The 18,505-nt window shown below is 49.2% G+C and carries 18 protein-coding genes; 3 read left to right on the plus strand and 15 right to left on the minus strand.

Annotated elements, in window-relative coordinates; translation table 11 throughout:
* Positions 1-96: 96 nt before the first annotated feature.
* Entirely contained in the window at positions 97-1,968 is a 1,872-nt protein-coding gene (locus CLOSYM_RS17940) for a DUF885 domain-containing protein (protein WP_003498395.1), read from the plus strand.
* A 65-nt stretch (positions 1,969-2,033) separates the two neighbouring features.
* Here CLOSYM_RS17940 and CLOSYM_RS17945 read toward each other — a convergent pair whose 3' ends face one another.
* The 3 genes from CLOSYM_RS17945 to CLOSYM_RS17955 form a co-directional block, all read right to left on the minus strand.
* Entirely contained in the window at positions 2,034-2,555 is a 522-nt protein-coding gene (locus tag CLOSYM_RS17945) for a GerMN domain-containing protein (protein WP_003498402.1), read from the minus strand.
* 24 nt (positions 2,556-2,579) lie between these two features.
* Positions 2,580-3,035 carry a MarR family winged helix-turn-helix transcriptional regulator gene (locus tag CLOSYM_RS17950; RefSeq protein WP_003498407.1) on the minus strand — a complete coding sequence of 152 codons (456 nt, stop codon included), beginning with the start codon at positions 3,033-3,035 and terminating at the stop codon, positions 2,580-2,582.
* 115 nt (positions 3,036-3,150) lie between these two features.
* Positions 3,151-3,675 carry a spore maturation protein gene (locus CLOSYM_RS17955; protein WP_003498409.1) on the minus strand — a complete coding sequence of 175 codons (525 nt, stop codon included), beginning with the start codon at positions 3,673-3,675 and terminating at the stop codon, positions 3,151-3,153.
* 299 nt (positions 3,676-3,974) lie between these two features.
* Between CLOSYM_RS17955 and CLOSYM_RS17960 the strand changes: the two genes are divergently transcribed.
* Positions 3,975-4,331, plus strand: a complete 357-nt coding sequence (locus tag CLOSYM_RS17960; RefSeq protein ID WP_003498411.1) for an arsenate reductase family protein — start codon at positions 3,975-3,977, stop codon at positions 4,329-4,331.
* Between the two features lie 147 nt (positions 4,332-4,478).
* Here the strand turns inward: CLOSYM_RS17960 and CLOSYM_RS17965 are convergent, their stop codons facing one another.
* A complete protein-coding gene (locus CLOSYM_RS17965; RefSeq protein WP_021643212.1) occupies positions 4,479-5,087 on the minus strand; it encodes a spore maturation protein A in 609 nt (202 codons plus the stop codon).
* 477 nt (positions 5,088-5,564) lie between these two features.
* Between CLOSYM_RS17965 and CLOSYM_RS17970 the strand changes: the two genes are divergently transcribed.
* Entirely contained in the window at positions 5,565-7,313 is a 1,749-nt protein-coding gene (locus tag CLOSYM_RS17970) for an ABC-ATPase domain-containing protein (protein WP_021643214.1), read from the plus strand.
* Between the two features lie 152 nt (positions 7,314-7,465).
* On the opposite strand, the gene CLOSYM_RS17975 is transcribed toward CLOSYM_RS17970, so the two are convergent.
* From CLOSYM_RS17975 to CLOSYM_RS18025, 11 genes are all read right to left on the minus strand, one after another.
* On the minus strand, positions 7,466-8,560 hold the full coding sequence (locus CLOSYM_RS17975; RefSeq protein WP_021643216.1) for an NAD(P)H-dependent flavin oxidoreductase: 1,095 nt from the start codon (positions 8,558-8,560) through the stop codon (positions 7,466-7,468).
* Positions 8,561-8,591: 31 nt separating this feature from the next.
* The gene (locus CLOSYM_RS17980) at positions 8,592-10,415 is read right to left on the minus strand and encodes an acetyl-CoA carboxylase carboxyl transferase subunit (protein WP_003505742.1); all 1,824 of its coding nucleotides are present in this window, start codon (positions 10,413-10,415) and stop codon (positions 8,592-8,594) included.
* Positions 10,416-10,465: 50 nt separating this feature from the next.
* On the minus strand, positions 10,466-11,818 hold the full coding sequence (locus tag CLOSYM_RS17985; RefSeq protein ID WP_003498427.1) for an acetyl-CoA carboxylase biotin carboxylase subunit: 1,353 nt from the start codon (positions 11,816-11,818) through the stop codon (positions 10,466-10,468).
* A 10-nt stretch (positions 11,819-11,828) separates the two neighbouring features.
* Positions 11,829-12,251, minus strand: coding sequence for a 3-hydroxyacyl-ACP dehydratase FabZ (gene fabZ / locus CLOSYM_RS17990; RefSeq protein WP_003498428.1), 423 nt, complete (start codon positions 12,249-12,251; stop codon positions 11,829-11,831).
* 36 nt (positions 12,252-12,287) lie between these two features.
* A complete protein-coding gene (gene accB / locus CLOSYM_RS17995; RefSeq protein ID WP_003498429.1) occupies positions 12,288-12,797 on the minus strand; it encodes an acetyl-CoA carboxylase biotin carboxyl carrier protein in 510 nt (169 codons plus the stop codon).
* A gap of 74 nt (positions 12,798-12,871) precedes the next feature.
* Complete coding sequence (gene fabF, locus CLOSYM_RS18000) at positions 12,872-14,116, minus strand: beta-ketoacyl-ACP synthase II (protein ID WP_044902794.1); 1,245 nt, start codon at positions 14,114-14,116, stop codon at positions 12,872-12,874.
* 57 nt (positions 14,117-14,173) lie between these two features.
* A complete protein-coding gene (gene fabG / locus CLOSYM_RS18005; protein ID WP_003498431.1) occupies positions 14,174-14,914 on the minus strand; it encodes a 3-oxoacyl-[acyl-carrier-protein] reductase in 741 nt (246 codons plus the stop codon).
* Positions 14,908-15,834, minus strand: a complete 927-nt coding sequence (fabD, locus tag CLOSYM_RS18010) for an ACP S-malonyltransferase (RefSeq protein ID WP_003498432.1) — start codon at positions 15,832-15,834, stop codon at positions 14,908-14,910. The genes fabG and fabD overlap by 7 nt, the downstream gene beginning before the upstream one ends.
* Before the next feature lie 120 nt (positions 15,835-15,954).
* Positions 15,955-16,890 carry an enoyl-[acyl-carrier-protein] reductase FabK gene (gene fabK / locus CLOSYM_RS18015; protein ID WP_003498433.1) on the minus strand — a complete coding sequence of 312 codons (936 nt, stop codon included), beginning with the start codon at positions 16,888-16,890 and terminating at the stop codon, positions 15,955-15,957.
* The gene (gene acpP / locus CLOSYM_RS18020) at positions 16,890-17,123 is read right to left on the minus strand and encodes an acyl carrier protein (RefSeq protein ID WP_003498434.1); all 234 of its coding nucleotides are present in this window, start codon (positions 17,121-17,123) and stop codon (positions 16,890-16,892) included. Before acpP ends, fabK begins: the two co-directional genes overlap by 1 nt.
* A gap of 263 nt (positions 17,124-17,386) precedes the next feature.
* Positions 17,387-18,349 (minus strand): beta-ketoacyl-ACP synthase III, encoded by a 963-nt coding sequence (locus tag CLOSYM_RS18025; protein ID WP_021643221.1) that lies wholly within the window; start codon positions 18,347-18,349, stop codon positions 17,387-17,389.
* Positions 18,350-18,505: the final 156 nt, after the last annotated feature.

The raw sequence follows: 18,505 nt of genomic DNA on the forward strand, positions 1-18,505 counted from the left end.
GCGGCGTCCTCACCTGCTTAACTAAATCTCAATTTAATTGATAAGTTGTAATCTCCGTTAATATAAATTATAATAGTAGGCAATTGGAGGTAAAAAATGAAGGCACGTAAAACCTGTTTATACTATCTGCTGGTCCTTGTGACCGCAATTATGCTCAGCGGCTGTTCCCGTTATAATCCGCCGGTGGAATCCTTTCAGTCATCCGAAACGCAGCCGGTGCAACTGCCCGGGCAGGAAGAGGGCGGTAACGGAGAAGGCGGGCAGACAGACAAGAACAGCGGCAAAGATGCAGCCACTGTCCAGGCTGAATTTAATACTTTTACCGATCGTGTTTTCCGGGAAATTATCGGTTCTGATCCTCTCAATCTCCACTTTATGGTCAGACACCCTGAAAACTACGGAATTGAAACACCGGAGATAAAATTCCAGACTATATCTAAATCAGAACTGGAGCAGGATACTAAAGATAATGAGAAACTGCTGAAAGAGCTTGAAGCCTTCGATCCGTCGCTGCTCACGTCCGATCAGCTTTTCACCTACAAGATGCTGGAGGACTCACTGGAGATTGCCCTCTCTTCAAAGGGCCTTGAGCTTTACAGCCAGCCCCTGAGCCCGCTGATCGGAACTCAGGCCCAGCTTCCGGTACTACTGGCCGAATATACTTTTTACGACAAGACCGATATAGAGCATTACCTGGAGCTTCTTTCACAGATCGACGTCTACTATGGACAACTGGCCGCCTATGAGAAGGAAATGGCCGACGCCGGATTGGCCCCAAGCGATATAACCATTGACCGTATGCTCCAATCCTGCAAGGATTATCTGATCCGGCCGGAAAACAGCTTCCTGACGGAAACCTTTAACAGCCGTCTGGATGAAGTGGAGGGCCTGACAGAGGATGAGAAAACAGCTTATAAGACAAAGCATCTCCAGATTTTAAAAGAACACTTTATTCCGGCCTACACAACCTTGTCCAAAGCATTGGAAGAGTTAAAAGGCAGAGGGACAAATGAAAATGGTCTTTGCCACTATGAGAAAGGCAAAGCTTATTACGAATATCTGGTCGCTACCCTGACCGGTACCGACAGTTCCATTCCGGAGCTTAAAAACAGGATTGAAAAGAAATTTGGAAGCGATATGGCGGAAACAGCGAAATTACTTCAAAATAATCCGGCGCTGGTTCAGGAGATTGAACGCACGAGCTTCTCTCTGAGTGAACCGGTGGAGATTCTGGACCATCTGCGTGAACAGATAAAAACGGATTTTCCGGAACTGACAGACTCCACCTATGAGGTTAAACATGTGCCCAAAGCACTTGAATCTTCGCTGTCACCTGCATTTTTCCTGATCCCGCCGATCGATTCGGATACCACTAATGTAATTTACATCAATGACAAATCCAGGGAAGAAGGTACTGATTTGTATTCGGTTCTGGCCCACGAAGGTTATCCGGGCCACCTATACCAGTCCGTCTACTTTAACAGGAAGCAGAGCTGTCCCCTGCGCCATATCCTCTCCTGCGGCGGATATGATGAGGGATGGGGACTTTACTGTGAACTGTACAGTTACTCTTTCGACAATGGACTATCTCCTGATATGAAAGAACTGATGGCACGCAGCCAGGCATCTATTTATGCGCTGTATGCGCTGCTGGATATCCATATTCACTATGACGGCTGGGATTTGGAGAAGGTATCCGGTTTCCTGCAAACGTATTATGGAATTTCCGATGCTGAGGTTTGCGAGGAAATGTTTCATTCCATCATTGACAATCCAGGAAATTACCTGAAATATTATACCGGTTATCTGGAGATCTGCACCCTGAGGGATTCAGCGAAGAAAACGCTTGGTAACCGTTATTCGCCCAAAGCGTTCCACAAATTTATTTTAGATATGGAGGGAGCTTCCTTCCGGGTTATTAAACCCTATTTCGAGACCTGGCTCCTGACTTATGACGTGACGAATTAAAAAAAGGGTTTCACCGAAGTAACATTCAGTGAAACCCTTTTTTCTCTATTTTATCTCTGTAAATTTTATTTCATCTTTTTATATTCCTTGACGAACTTATAATTACCGCTTCCCAGCTTCTCTCCATTTACGCTCAGGGACATCTCTTCCGCTTCATAGTTCTGGATAAATGTGTTAACAATCGATGTAATGACCAATTCATCCTTGGAACCGGAAAGAGCGGATAAGTCCAGTGTCAGAACACCATCTTTATTGTCAAAGCTCTTGACCTTAACGCCTTCTTCAATCACTCCCAGTTCTGCCATCTTGTCTATCAACAGCTGCGCATCCAGTTCCTCGCCGTCAACGGCATCCATATTCTGCTTCAGACCTGTCTTGTTATCATTTACAGAGTAAATGCAGACCGTGACCGATGGTTCTGCATCCACTACCATCTCCTGTTTCTCAAGCGCTCCGTCAACAGAGGACTCCTGTGTGGCTCCGGCCGGCGGATTATTTCTCTTTTCGCTGCTCTGTTTAGTCGGCGTACATGCGGCCAGTGCTGCCGCCATAATGACACCGGTTAATACTACCATAAATCTCTTCATAATTGCGTGATGCCTCCTCGTATTCTACTCTTTCCAGTGGTCAAACCAGTTTCTCAGCTTGGACAATGCTGTTATCAAAGTCTCCAGCTCATCTTTGGTAAGCTCGCTGGTTACGCTGTTTATCATTTCCTTGTGGAACTGGGCATGATGCCCGTAAGCTTTTCTGCCTTTTTCTGAAAGGGATATATACACGACCCTCCTGTCTTCCAGGCCGCGTGTTCTCTCCACATAGCCTTTCTTTACAAGACTGTTCATTGCAATTGTAAGGGTACCCACCGTCACTGACAGCTCTCTGGCGATAGAGGACATATTTTTCGGAGCTTCGATCCCGATCGCTTCTATTACATGCATATCATTATTGGTGATATCCTTAAATTCCTGTGTTATTATAGCTTTTTGCTCGATATCCATAATATCACGGAACAGCTTTACCAGCACTTCATTGAGAGTCTCGTAATGATCCACGGCATTCCCTTTCATTTCATAGTTTTCGCGTATTGATCCGCGTACTAACTGATTATACAATATTCTCCCTGTCAAAACAACCGTCAAAATTCTTACAAAAAATGGCATTTTTCCATTCTTTTCCGGTCTTTCATCCGACAGACGCCAGGATTATGCTTGCCGCAACCCCTGCCCCGGTGGCCAGCATCGCTCCTGCAAACGTCCATCTTGTCTTCGTTACCTTTGCCGTCATAAAGTAAACACTCATAGTATAAAATACAGTTTCCGTACAGCTTTCCAGTATTGACACCATCATCCCGACATAGGAATCCGGGCCGGAGGTTTTGAATATATCCAGCAAAAGACCGGTTGCCGCCGAGCTGGATACCAGGCGCACTAAAATAACGGGTACAATCTGTGCCGGAATGTGAAAAAGGGAAGCCGGTTTCTCCAATAAACCGGACAGAAAATCAAGAAATCCGGAGGCGCGCAGCACACCGACTGCCGTCATCAGACCAATCAGCGTCGGGAGAATTTCTGCAACCGTTTTCATCCCCTGCTTTGCACCTTCAATAAAGTCATCGAATACCGGCCGCTTAGAAAGAAATGCAAAGCCGGCAATGTAAAAAATAATAATTGGAACCAGGTATTCGGATATGTACAGAATAAATTTCATTCAATGCTCCTGATGAAGCCGTTATTACTTCTATTTTATTCGCCCAGGCCTCCTTCCATACTGATAAAATCATATTATTCGAGAATGATTATATATGAGACTTGTGACCATAATGTGAAACCTGTCCCATAAATTACATTCATCTGTCAAAAAACCATTCTTATGGTATAATGACCGCAGAGCGGTTATTATACCTGCGCATAAACGGTTTCTGCGCTCACCGCAGAAATCCGGCGCTGATTTCCGTCGGAGACTCCATGTTTCCATGCACCTTAATCTGAGAAAGGAGATTTTTTATTATGAAAGTGCTGTTTTTAGAATATCCTCCCTGTTCCACCTGCCAGAAGGCAAAGAAATGGCTGGACAGCCATAATGTATCATATGAATCCCGCCATATAAAAGAAAAGAATCCGACTGCCGGAGAATTAAAACTGTGGCATCAGAAAAGCGGTCTTCCGCTGAAAAAATTCTTTAATACCAGCGGCCTTCTCTATAAAAATATGAACTTAAAAGAAAAACTGCCTTCTTTGAGCGAAGAAGAGCAGTACGACCTGCTGGCGGAGGACGGAATGCTGGTTAAACGTCCGTTGATTGTGGCAAAGGATTTCGTTCTGGTCGGATTTAAAGAGCCGGAATGGGCGGATAAGCTTGGATAAACTATATTTTTCACACCGAAAGTCAAGGGCGGAGCGCCTTGAACCGGAACGATAACCTGCTCGCTCTGCGCACAGGCCGTTGTCTTCAATGATAACCTGCACGCTCTGCACAGGTCACCGCCATCAATCACCCAGAAAGCGGAGCCGTCAGCTCCGCTTTCTGTTTTTCCATTTACAATATATTGCCGCCACGATCGTGCTGATGGTTGTCGCCACCAGAGCAGGACCAACAATTGCAGTGGGATTGATACTGCCATACTGGGTCCTGTAGGCAATCATGTTGATTGGAATAAGCTGCAGCGATGATATGTTGATAATCAAAAATGTACACATTTCATTGCTTGCAACCCCCTGAGGCACGAATTTTTTTCCTTCCCTCCGTCTTTCTTCCTCCAGGCCTTCCAGTTCTTCCATCGCCTGCAGCCCGGCCGGAGTTGCCGCCCATCCGAGCCCCAGCATATTGGCGATCATATTGGCCGAAATAGATTCCAGCGCCGGATGGCCTTTCGGTATGCCCGGAAACAGGAACCGTAGAACCGGCGTCATTTTCCGCGACAGCTGTTCAATCAGTCCGGCTCTCCTGCCCACCTCTAAAATCCCCGTCCAAAATGACATAACGCCCAGCATGGTAATACAAAGCGTAACTGCCTCTCTGGCAGAATCCAGCGCTCCGGTCGTTACCTGCGCCAGGTTGCCGTGCAGAGCCGCCCATAGAATTCCGACCAGCATCATAAATGCCCAGAGATAATTCAGCATAAATCTACTTCCTACTAATATCGCTTGTTCTTAATGTATGAGACAAAACGGCCGGATATGTTACCGCCCTCCCCGCAATTTTCCCTGTTTACTGCCTTACCGCATTCTCTCTCCATCTCCCGGAAAAATAAAACCATAGTTACTATTCACGGCCCTGCTGAAAAAGCGCAGCTCCGCGAACAGTAACACGCTCCGCGATGCACAGAAACGGTAAAAAACGCCGTTGATTGTGGTGAAAAATTTACTTTTCATCGCGTCGAGCCGTGCAACTCGGGATTTTCGTGCAAAATACGCACGAAAATACCTCGCGGAATATGGGCCGTGAATAGTAACAAACCATATTATCAGCAGCAGATAATCTTCCATACACTTGCCAATTCCCATCGAATGAATTAAAATACTCAATAAAAGCTGACTGCCGGCACACCGGCAAACCTGTCAGCACAGTATTAATCAAGAACAGAAAAGGAAAATACCATGAATCATTCTCAGGATTTAAAAAGACTGCTGGAATCCATCGACCATAAAGGCTACCCCGCTTATAAAGCGGTTCAGGGTTCCTATGATTTTAAAGACTACATCTTGACGGTAGACCATGTTCAGGGGGATCCCTTTGCCTCCCCCTCCAAGGTCAGCGTATTTATCCCACATAAGATCAACGCATTTCCCGAAGGATATTATGACCGCCAATGGAAGAAAACGGCACTGGAGGATTATCTGCTGCGCTGTTTCAGCCAGGAAATTGCACGATTTAATTTTAAAGCAAAAGGCTCCGGCAAAAGCGGACTGATCGCTACAAGCAGACCGGGACAGGAGGTTCTCACCCGCTCGGCCTGTGAATGTACCGGAACCGGAATCACCGCCCGCTTTGAAGTCGGCTTCCCGGCTTTTGGAAGAACGATAAATTCGGGAGAACTCATCAAAATCCTGTTTGATTTTCTGCCCGGATGCGTCAGAAATGTCTTTATGTATAAAAACAGGAACCCGAAACAGGTGCGTGACGTCATTGAACTGGCGGAAGACCAGGAGTTTATCAGAAACGAACTGAAACGCCTGGATCTCGTTTCCTTTGCCGCCGACGGCTCCGTCCTGCCCCGTGAAACAGGCATATCGGACCGCCCGATGAAAGGAAGCGTATCCTTTTCTTCCCCCGAGTCCCTTAAAATAACACTGAATCTGCCGCACCACGGCCCCCTTTGCGGCATGGCAGTCCGCAGAGGCATAACACTGATAGTCGGTGGCGGTTATCACGGCAAATCCACCCTTTTAAAGGCTCTGGAGGCCGGTGTGTACAATCATATCGCCGGTGACGGCCGGGAATACGTCATTACGGACAGTACGGCCGTTAAACTGCGGGCAGAGGACGGACGCAGCATCAGTAATGTCGACATCTCCCTGTTTATCAACGATCTGCCAAACGGCAGGGATACCTCCCGTTTCTCATCGGCAGATGCCAGCGGCAGCACTTCCCAGGCCGCGGCTGTTATAGAAGGAATTGAGGCAGGCGCTGCCGCCTTTCTGATTGACGAGGACACCTCCGCCACCAATTTTATGCTCCGGGATGAACTGATGCAGAAAATTGTCAGCAGGGATAAAGAACCAATCACTCCGTTCATAGAGAGAGCGAGAGATCTCTATGAAAAAGCCGGTATCTCCACGGTACTGGTAGCCGGAAGCTCAGGCGCTTACTTCTATATCGCGGATACGGTAATTCAGATGGATTCTTACCGCCCCCTCGACATTACGGAACAGGTAAAGAAAGCCTGTGAGGCTTATCGGGAGATTTCCTCGCCTGCCCTGACGGCGCCCGGGTTTTCTCTTCCCAAGCCAGGAAGAAAGCTGCCCGCCCCTGCAGCAAGCTCCGACAGCGGACGGGGAGGTGCAAATTCTGGCGGCAGACGGGGCAACAGAAAACAGGACGACCGGATTAAGGTGAAAATATTCGGCAGGGATTCATTTCAGGTGGGCAAAGAGCCTGTCGATCTCCGTTTCGTCGAACAGCTGGCCGACAGCGAACAGACAGCGGCCCTGGCCCAAATGGTACGCTTCTGCCTTGAACGCGGATTATTTTCACGCTGCACGCTGAAAGAAACCGTGGACATTCTCATGCTCGAATATGAGAAGAAAGGACTGGCCGCCTTTAACGGCTCGAACTATACGGCAATGGGGTTATGTATGCCGAGGGTTCAGGAGATATATGCCTGCCTTAACAGATTCAGAGGATAAGAATACAAAAGAACGCAGCCTCCGTGGGATCCTGCCTGTTGCCAGACCGGCAGGAAACCATGGCCGCTGCGTTCTTTTATCTGTTATCGTTTATCTTCTATTTTCTATCTTCTAATTTCTGTCTTCTTTCCCCTCCGTTTGGTTCCGGAAGGTCAGCCCCGGCACAAATCCTGCATCACCTGGTGTACGGTCTCAATCCTGTCCGCCTTCCACGCATTGCTGCCGCAGAAGATCAGAGCATTGTTCTCGTCCCCGGTCACTGCGTTGACAAGGGCCTGCGTGATACAGTAAGGTATTTTAGCCTGATCACATTTCTCCAGGCACCGGTAACAATGTGAAATTGCCTGTCTGCCTTTCTCCACCTCCCGCAGAAAATGGTTGCGGATTGCGCGTCCCGGCATCCCCACAGGGCTTTTCACAATAATAATATCCTCTTCTTTTGCATCCAGGTACGCCTGTTTATACTCCATCGGAGCATCGCATTCTTCCGTTGTCACGAAACGGGTTGCCACCTGAACACCGTCAGCCCCGAGTTCCAGCTGGTGCATCACATCTTCATGGGAATAGATTCCTCCTGCCGTTACAACGGGAATCTCTTTCTTGTACTTCTGCGCGTATTCCCTGACAAGGGCGATGATGCCCTTTATCTCGTCATCATACTCCGCTTTTTTGAAGGTATCTCCCGCATGCTCCGTGTCTACGCCCAGGTATGTGAGTTTTTCTCTGTCAAAGCCCAGATGGCCGCCTGCCAGCGGTCCCTCTACGACTACCAGATCCGGCGCTGTCTTATATTTTCTGTCCCACATCTTACAGATTACCATCGCTGATTTTACAGAAGAAACGATTGGTGCTATTTTCGTAGCCGATCCTTTCACGTATTCAGGAAGGTTAATGGGCAGACCGGCCCCGGAGATAATCAAATCGGCTCCGGCCTTCACCGCTGCCTTAACATACTCCGCATAATTGCGGGTAGCCACCATAATATTAAATCCGATCACACCGTCCGGTGAAATCTCCCTTGCCTTTTTAAATTCCTTCCCGATAGCCCTTAAATTGGCCGTCTGGGAATCCTCAGCAAAATCCGGCTCCCGAAAACCAATCTGCGCCGTTGATATGATACCGATTCCGCCTTCTTTCGCTACGGCCCCGGCCAGGGAAGAGAGACTGATTCCGACGCCCATCCCTCCCTGAATAATAGGAAGCTTGGCGGTCAGATTGCCTATTTTCAACGGTTTTAAATTACACATTCTATTTCTCCTATCCTGTTTTTAACTATTATTAAAATCCCCTGAACCTGTCATATCTCTGGCTGACAATCTCTTCCGGCGTCATGATTTCGCAGGTCTTAAAGAACTCTCTCATATGGCGGTCAATAATTTCTCCGACTATTTCCGCGGTCTCCGCCGTAGCCGGCAGATCCTCGGCAATAATCCGTTCAATCAGTCCCAGCTCATAGAGGTCTTTTGCCGTCATCTTCATCACTTTTGCCGCTTCACTGGCCCTCTTGCTGTCCTTCCACAAGATGGAGGCAAATCCTTCCGGCGACAGGACGGAATAGACGGAATTTTCCATCATCCAAACCTCATTTGCCACCGCAAGGGCAAGAGCGCCGCCGCTTCCGCCTTCCCCGATTACAATCGTCAGAATCGGAACCTTTAAGTCGGACATCTCAAACAGGTTTCTGGCGATGGCCTCCCCCTGTCCTCTCTCCTCGGCTTCCAGTCCGCAGAAGGCTCCCGGCGTGTCTACAAAACAGATAACCGGGCGGTTGAACTTTTCCGCCTGTTTCATCAGGCGGAGGGCCTTTCTGTAGCCTTCCGGTGACGGCATGCCGAAGTTGCATTTTAAATTATCTTTGGTCGTTTTTCCCTTTTCCTGGCCGATGACCGTAACCGGCATCCCGTAAAAGGTGGCAATTCCGCCGATCACTGCACCGTCATCTCCATAGTAGCGGTCGCCGTGCATCTCCATAAAATTATCAAATAAGACTCGGATGTAATCACTGGACACAAGACGGTCACCGCTTCTCGACTGAAGTACCGTATCCCAGGCCTCCTGCTGCCTGTCAGCTATCTTATTCAGCGTCTTTACTCTCATCTCACCTGAAAACGGCGCAATCGGGCCGCGGGGTTTCCCCCCTGCAAGTCCGGCCGCTTCCCTGGCACAGACCCTGGCCGCAGTTTCACGCATGCGATCCGCTTCGTCCATCTCTTTTTGCCAGCTCTTCTTCCCATTATGCATTCTGAGAATCCGTGCGATTACCTCTTTCTGATCTTTACGCTCCACAATCCGATCCACAAAACCATGCTCCAGAAGGAACTCCGCCCTCTGGAAGCCTTCCGGCAGCTTCTGGCGGATCGTCTGCTCAATTACCCTCGGGCCGGCAAATCCAATCAAAGCGCCCGGCTCAGCCAGTATAATGTCGCCCAGCATTGCAAAGCTGGCGGTGACGCCTCCTGTCGTCGGATCGGTCAGGACGCTCACATAGAGCTGGCCGGCCTCGTGATGCCGCTTGAGGGCTGCGGAGGTCTTTGCCATCTGCATCAGGGAAACAAGCCCTTCCTGCATTCTGGCCCCGCCGGACGCAGCAAATATGACAACCGGCAGTCTCTCACAGGTTGCACGCTCCACGGCTCTTGCAATCTTCTCTCCCACATTATGCCCCATGCTGCTCATCAGGAACCTGGAATCACAGACTGCAATTACCGCATCCTGTCCGTAGATTTTGCCGCGGCCTGTCACAACCGCCTCATCCATGCCTGATTTTTCTTTCACTGCACTGATTTTTTTCTCATATCCGGGGAAAGCGAGAGGATTTACAAACTCCATCTCTTTATCCCATTCCTCGAAGGTACCCTCGTCTATGAGCATTTCAATACGTCTGTATGCATGGATACGGAAGTAGCCGCTGCACTTCGGGCAGACATAATAATTATTTTTAACATCCTCTGTGTAGATTGGGCGGCCGCATTTGTTGCATTTGCGCCATAATCCCTTCGGGACATTGGGTTCTTCCCCGTTTTCCGACCGGCTGTCCTCAGCCTTGTCTGCATATTTCGTATCGATTAAGGTATACGTTTTCTTAAACATATCTCTTAACATAGGCACTCTCCCCTTCTTAGACGGAACTGATGGTTATTTACCATTACTATTTACTTACAATACTGCGGGAAATATTTCGGGATAAAGTCCGTGTCAATTTTCCCTTTCTGATATGCTTCATTGCTCAGAATCTCATACTGGAAATCCAGATTTGTTTCGATTCCTTCAATCACCAGCTCTCCAAGGGCGCTGCGCATCTTCGCAATGGCAGACTCCCTGTCTTTATCATGGACAATAAGCTTTAAAAGCATGGAATCATAATTCGGCGGAACTTTGTAGTCATTATAAATCGCAGTGTCAATTCTGACTCCCCTGCCGCCCGGCACATGGACGTTGATAATGCGGCCAGGACACGGCATAAAGTTCTTTCCCGGATTCTCCGCATTAATTCGGCATTCGATGGCATGGCCCCTGATTACCACATCTTCCTGGGTAAAAGAAAGCGCCTCGCCCGCTGCAATCTTAATCTGCTCCTTTATCAAGTCCATATCCGTGACAGCCTCCGTAACCGGATGCTCTACCTGGATACGGGTATTCATCTCCATAAAATAAAACTCTTTATTTTTATCTAGCAGAAATTCGATGGTTCCGGCATTGACATAACCCACTGCTTTGGCCGCTTTAACGGCTGTCTCGCCCATGCGTCTTCTCAAATCATCCGAGATGGCGACTGACGGCGATTCCTCCAGAACCTTCTGATGCCTTCTCTGGATAGAGCAGTCGCGCTCCCCCAGATGAACCACATTTCCGTATGAATCGGCCAATATCTGGAATTCGATATGCCTAGGCTGCTCAATATACTTTTCAATGTACATCGTATCGTCCGAAAATCCCTTGACGGATTCCATCTGGGCCTGGTTAAAGTTCGCTTCAAAATCCTCCGCGCCCCGGGAAATCCTCATTCCCTTTCCGCCGCCGCCGGAGGATGCTTTAATCATAACCGGAAATCCGACGGACTGTGCAAGCACAAGGGCTTCTTTTGCAGTATAAACAGGCTCCTTGCTGCCCGGTACAACCGGAACCCCGGCCTCCATCATCGTCTTCCTGGCTTCCGACTTATTGCCCATCTTATTAATGATATCTGCCGAAGGTCCGATAAATTTGATGTTGCATTTTGCACAAAGCTCTGCAAACCTGGCGTTCTCTGAGAGAAAGCCGAATCCCGGATGTATGGCATCCGCTTTCATCGCTACCGTGGCGGAGATAATGCGCTCCATATCCAGATAACTCTCCGTGGACGGCGCCGGTCCGATACAGATGGCCTCATCCGCCAGAAGCGTGTGAAGCGAATCCCTGTCGGCTTCCGAATAAACGGCTACCGTTTCTATTCCCATTTCTCTGCACGCCCGGATGATACGCACTGCGATCTCTCCCCGGTTTGCAATCAAAATCTTGTTAAACATCGGCCTTCACCTATCCAATCATAAATGTTAATTCTGCTATTACGGCAACCTTACCGTCTACCGTCGCGGTCGCACTTCCGATTCCGACCGGTCCCTTGCGTTTGATAATATGGCATTCCAGCCGGAGCTTATCGCCGGGAACCACTTTTTTCTTGAATTTGGCGCTGTTAATAGCCCCGAAATAGGCAACCTTGCCTTTATTTTCTTCCTGGCTCAGGATAGCAACTGCACCGACCTGTGCCAGGGCCTCCACAATCAGCACGCCCGGCATAACCGGCTCCTGCGGAAAGTGGCCGGCAAAAAACGGCTCGTTGTAAGTAACTGATTTATATCCAACCGCTCCCTCTCCGGGCGTTACCTCCTCGATGCAATCGATGAGAAGGAACGGATGGCGGTGCGGAATAATCTCCTGAATTTCCTTGATTCCTAACATATTCTACCTTCTTTCCGGCTATTGTCTGTCCGCCGATTATCTGATTCGGAATAACGGCTGGCCGTACTCTACGACCTCCTCATTATTTACGAGAACCGCCTCAACCACTCCGTCGTACTCACTCTCTATCTCATTCATCAGCTTCATCGCCTCGATGATCCCGAGAACCTGGCCCTTTTTAACCGTATCGCCGACCGATACGAATGCGTCTGAATCAGGTGACGCAGCATTATAAAAGGTTCCTACCAGCGGAGAGGTCACTACCTTATCGGATCCGATGGACTCTGAGCGTGACATTTCTGTTCCCGCCGCAGAAACTGCAGGCGCCATATAACCTGCCGGGACGGAAGGCGCTGTGCCGGAAATATCCCGGGCATCGGCCGCCGCGGGCGCAATTACCGTCTGCACCGCCGGGGCCGCCGTAACGGTTATTACTTCCTTTTCCTTTTTCATAGAGATTTTGGAACCGTTCTCCTCCAGGACAAAGCTGGTAAGACCATGCTCGGAAACTGCTTCTATTAGTTTTAAGATATCGTTTATTTCCATATTGAACCTCATTCTATTTCTGATTCTTTGTAACCGTTCGGATACGGTTCTGCGAACAGCAATTAAGTAACATCCTATGCTTCAAATTTCTTTACAATCAAAGTGGCATTATGTCCGCCGAATCCCAGAGAATTGCTGGCAGCATAATTTACCGGTGTGGATACGCCTTCACCCATTGTGTAATCCAGATCGCAGCCCTCGCCCGGCTCTTTTAAGCCGACCGTAGCGTGGACAAAATCATTCATAACGGATTTTACGCAGGTAATGAATTCCACGCCGCCCGCTGCGCCCAGAAGATGGCCTATCATGGATTTTGTGGAGTTGATCTTCACTTTATATGCGTGCTCGCCCAGCGCCAGCTTGATGGCCATTGTCTCAAAAAGGTCATTATGGTGGGTGCTGGTTCCGTGGGCATTTACATAGTCAATCTGCTCCGGCACAATCCCGGCATCGTTCATCGCAAATTCCATTGCTTTAGCCGCTCCGCTTCCGTCTTCCGCCGGGGATGTGATATGGTAGGCATCGCTGGTAGCGCCGTATCCCACAAGCTCCGCAAGAATCTTTGCGCCTCTGTTCTGCGCATGCTCCAGAGATTCAAGAACCACAACGCCGGAACCTTCTCCCATTACAAAGCCGTCGCGGTCTTTGTCGAAGGGTCTGGAAGCCGTCTCAGGATCCTCATTGCCTGAAAGAGCCGTCAAAGCCGTGAATCCGGCTACGCCCAGAGGTGTGATACATGCCTCGGCGCCGCCCGCAACCATGACGTCGGCTTCACCGTGCTGGATAGCCCGGAACGCCTCTCCGATGGAATGGGTTCCCGTCGCGCAGGCCGTCACCACATTGATGCTCTTGCCCTTTAAACCGAACTGAATGGATACGTTGCCCGTCGCCATATTGCTGATCATCAGCGGAACAAGCAGCGGATTAACGCGGCCCGGCCCTTTATCTTTCATTTTCGTATATTCTCTTTCAATTGCCTGAAGGCTGCCGATACCGGAGCCGATGCTGATTCCAACCTTATACGGATCCTCTTGAGCCATATCAATGCCGGACTGAGCCAGGGCCTGGGAAGCGGCCGCCACCGCATACTGGGAAAATGTCTCCATTCTGCGGGCTGCCTTCGGATCCATGTATTCTTTCGCGTTAAAGTCTTTCACCTGAGCCGCGATTTTCGACTTAAAATCACTTGTATCGAAATAAGTAATCGGTCCAAAACCTTTTTTTCCGGCCTTCAGCCCTTCCCAGAAGGTTTCTACATCATTGCCGATCGGGGTGACAGCACCCATTCCTGTTACGACTACTCTTGTATTATTATTCATAGCGCATTCGCCTTTCTTCTTAATATATTTATACTTCCGCCTTGTCACAGCTCAGCCTTACATCGCCATTCCGCCGTCCACACAGATCACCTGGCCCGTGATATAACCTGCTTTATCTGATGCAAGATAAGCCGCCATATCCGCCACATCTTCCGTCCTGCCAAATCTCTTTAACGGAATCTGCTCTCCCATCGCTTCTTTTACACTGTCCGGAAGCACTGCTGTCATCTCCGTGTCGATAAAGCCGGGGGCAATTGCATTCACCGTAATCCCGCGGCTGCCCAGTTCCCTTGCCACCGCTTTGGTCAGCCCAATAATGCCTGCTTTGGATGCACAGTAATTTGCCTGGCCTGCATTTCCCATCACTCCGGATACGGAGGAGATATTGATAATCCGTCCGCCCCTCTGTTTGAGCATCTGGCGTGATACATGTTTGATACAGTTGAATGTGCCTTTTAAATTGATGTCGATTACCGCGTCGAATTCTTCTTCACTCATCTTCATCAGCAGGTTGTCTTTCGTAATTCCCGCATTGTTTACAAGGATGTCAATCCTCTTATATTTGCCGATCACATATTTGAGAAATTCCTCTGCCTTCGCATAGTCGGATACGTTGCACTGCACCGCCTCAGCCTGGCCTCCGGCCTCGCAGATTTCCTTCACAACTGCTTCTGCACCGGCGGCTGAACCGTTATAATTTACAATCACGGCTGCGCCTTCCTTAGCCATGGTAAGAGCTATCTGCCTGCCGATTCCCCGGCTGGCGCCTGTCACGACTGCAATCTTATCATTTAACATCCTAACGCCTCCTTCACTTTCTCAATATCTTCCAGCTTTTCTATATTCATCGCTTTCGCGTTTCGGTCAATCTTCTTCATGAAACCGGTCAGTGTCCTGCCCGGGCCGATTTCAATAAATGTGTCCACTCCGTCTTCCAGCATCCTGCGGATGCTCTGTTCCCAGCGTACGGAGGAGGATACCTGTTTGATAAGGAGAGGCTTTACATCACCTGCATCGGTCACATATCCCGCCGTCACATTGGCGATATAAGGAATAACCGGGGTATGTACTTCCACCTGTGCCAGCACCTCGCCCAGCTTCTCTCCTGCTTCCTCAAGCAGACTGGAGTGGAACGGCCCGCTTACATTTAACGGAAGCACCCTCTTGGCGCCCGCCTCTTTTAATTTCACGGCAGCCTCATCGACCGCCTCTTTTTTGCCGGATATTACAATCTGCCCCGGACAATTGTAGTTGGCAATCTGTACACCGTCAATCGGTGCAATCACCTCTTCAATCTTCTCTCCGTCCATAGCCAGCACGGCCGACATCGCTCCGACTCCGGCCGGGACAGCCTCCTGCATCAGGATTCCCCTCTGCCTTACGGTCCGGATTGCATCTTCAGCCGACATAACGCCTGCTGCCGCCATTGCAGGATATTCCCCCAGACTTAAACCGGCTGCCACTGAAGGAGTAATCCCCGTGCGCTCCATGAAAACCTTCATCATTGCGATGCTGGCCGTAACCATGGCCGGCTGTGTGTACTCAGTGATATCCAGTCTGTCATTCTTCTCAAAACAGAGTTCCGGCATGGAGAACCCGAGTATTTCGGATGCCTTGTCAAAAATCTCTTTTGCCGTCTCAGCCTGCTCATAAAAGTCCTGGCCCATACCACATATCTGTGCTCCCTGGCCCGGGAAAATAAATGCAATTTTGCTCATAGCGTTACCTCGCTCCCAACTTATCCTAATTAATTCCTGCTGTATCATTCTGATTCGTATTTCTTCATTATTTAATTGAACGGTGAAAAGCCGTTATCCCGGCTCTTCACCGCTATTTTACTAACGGAAGGAAGTTCCTGACAGGAGCTTCTCAGCTTCAGCCGTCATCTCACTGATCATCTCTTTACAGGTCTGTTCTTTCTTTACCATACCCGCGATCTGGCCGGCCATAACGGTTCCGTGCATGACATCACCTTCCATGACTGCTTTTCTGAGAGTGCCCATGGTCAGGTATTCCAGTTCCTCAAACGGTCTGCCTTCCTGCTCCATCTTGAGATATTCTCTCGTCATCTGATTCCTCAGACTTCTGATGGGATGGCCGTGGCTGCGTCCCGTTACCGCGGAATCGATGTCTTTCGCCTTGATAATTCTGTCTTTGTAATTCTGATGTACAATGGACTCCTTCGCCACTACAAAGCGGGTCCCCATCTGTACTGCCTCGGCTCCCAGCATGAAAGCGGCTGCAATTCCTCTTCCGTCTGCGATTCCTCCGGCTGCAATTACCGGTATGGAAACGGCGTCCGCAACCTGGGGGACCAGGCTCATCGTCGTCTGATCGCCGATGTGGCCTCCGGATTCTGTTCCCTCTGCCACTACGGCATCGGCTCCGCCCTTTTCCATCATTCTGGCAAGGGCTACGGAGGCGACTACAGGGATGACCTTGATTCCTGCGTTTTTCCACATTTCCATGTATTTGCCCGGATTGCCTGCCCCGGTTGTGACAACCTTGATTCCCTCTTCCACAACTACCTTCGCCACATCGTCGGCAAAAGGACTCATTAACATGACGTTTACACCAAACGGCTTATCCGTCAGTTCTCTGGCTTTCCTAATCTCTTCGCGCACCACTTCACCCGGAGCGTTGGCGCCTCCAATAAGACCGAGACCGCCCGCCTCTGATACTGCCGCCGCCAGATTATGTTCTGCCACCCAGGCCATACCTCCCTGGATGATTGGATATTCAATCCCTAAGAGTGCTGTTACTCTTGTCTTCATTATGCTTCAACACCTTTTTCTTTTAAGTAATTCATTACGTCGCCTACAGTTAAAAGATTCTGTAAGTCTTCTGCCGGAATTTCCACAGAATACTCGTCTTCCAGAGCCATTACTAATTCAAAAAGATCCAGGGAATCTGCTCCCAGGTCATCTTTGAAGGAAGAGGCCTCTGTAATAATCTCTGCCTCTACGCTTAACTGGTCTGCAATCATCTCTTTCATTCTCTCTAACATAATCCTTGTCTCCTTTTACTATTTTTTAATTTTAGATTTGCTTTTATATACAAAGCCACTGTCCATAATGCCCGGTCTGCGGCTTTTTGTCAATCTTATGGCAGAAGTTTCTGCGTTGATACAGTTCAGCCTTCGGCTAAACCGTAACAAATGATGCACAGAAACGGCAAAAAACGTCGTTTCGCGCCGCACAACTCGGGATTTTCGCAAAAAACAGCGAAAACACCTCGCGGAATACATCATGGCTGAACGGTTACTCTGCGTTACCATTCGAGAAGCATGGCCCCCCAGGTGAGTCCGGCTCCGAATCCCGACAGTACAATCCTGTCGCCGCGTTCCAGCCGGCCGTCCCTGTGCATTTCATCCAGCAGTACAGGGATGGATGCTGCGGAAGTGTTGCCGTATTGATCCAGGTTAACCGGTATTTTCTCCATTGGAATGTTTAGACGTCTGGACACTGCCTCCAGAATTCTGTAATTGGCCTGATGAAGAACGAAGTAGCTGATATCTTCCTGTGACACTCCATTATCTTCCATAATTTTTTTAGTAATTTCCGGCACCTTGCGGACTGCAAATTTGAAAACCTCCTGGCCGTCCATCTGCATAAATCCCAGTTCCGGTTTCGTCTTTGTCAGACAATTGCCAAGGCTTCTGGCCTGGCAGTCAAGCACCCAGCCCTTTCTGCCGTCGCTGCCTACCAGCGTGTCAATCAATCCTCTCTCATCAGCTCTCACAACAGCTGCACCGGCGCCGTCACCAAAAAGGAAACAGGTGCCGCGGTCCGTCCAGTCCAGAACCTTGCCCAGCGTCTCCGCGCCGATTACAAGCCCTGTCTTATAGATTCCGGACTTGATAAAGCCCTGCACAATATGCATGCCGTAGATAAATCCGGAGCAGGCGGCGGTAATATCAAAGGCAACCGCATTCAAGGCCCCGACAGCCGCCTGTACATCTGTGGCGGCGCTTGGAAAAGCCCTGTCCGGTGAAGAAGTCGCCAGCACGATAATCTCAATTTCCTCCGGAGCAATCCCCGCATCCTCAATCGCCCTCTTTGCAGCCTTGACCGCCAGGGCTGATGTACCCTCTTCCGTAGAGATGCGGCGGGCACAGATACCGCTTCTTTCGCGAATCCACTCGTCGCTGGTATCAATAAATTCTGTTAAATCTGTATTCGTCACAATATTTTCCGGCAAATAGGAGCCGATTCCGATTATTCTTGAAGTCATATTTTATCCCCGATTATTACTTTTGGTTTCAAATGTTTTGATATTCAAACTATTCACAGTGTATCGAATCTCCCTCTTTTTGTCAAGAATAACTTTTCGCGGAATTTCGCCATTTTGCCACGGGATTTAGTTAAGCAGGTGAGGACGCCGCCGGTA

The sequence above is a fragment of the [Clostridium] symbiosum ATCC 14940 genome, from assembly GCF_000466485.1.
In the GTDB taxonomy this organism is placed as follows: Bacteria; Bacillota; Clostridia; order Lachnospirales; family Lachnospiraceae; genus Otoolea; species Otoolea symbiosa.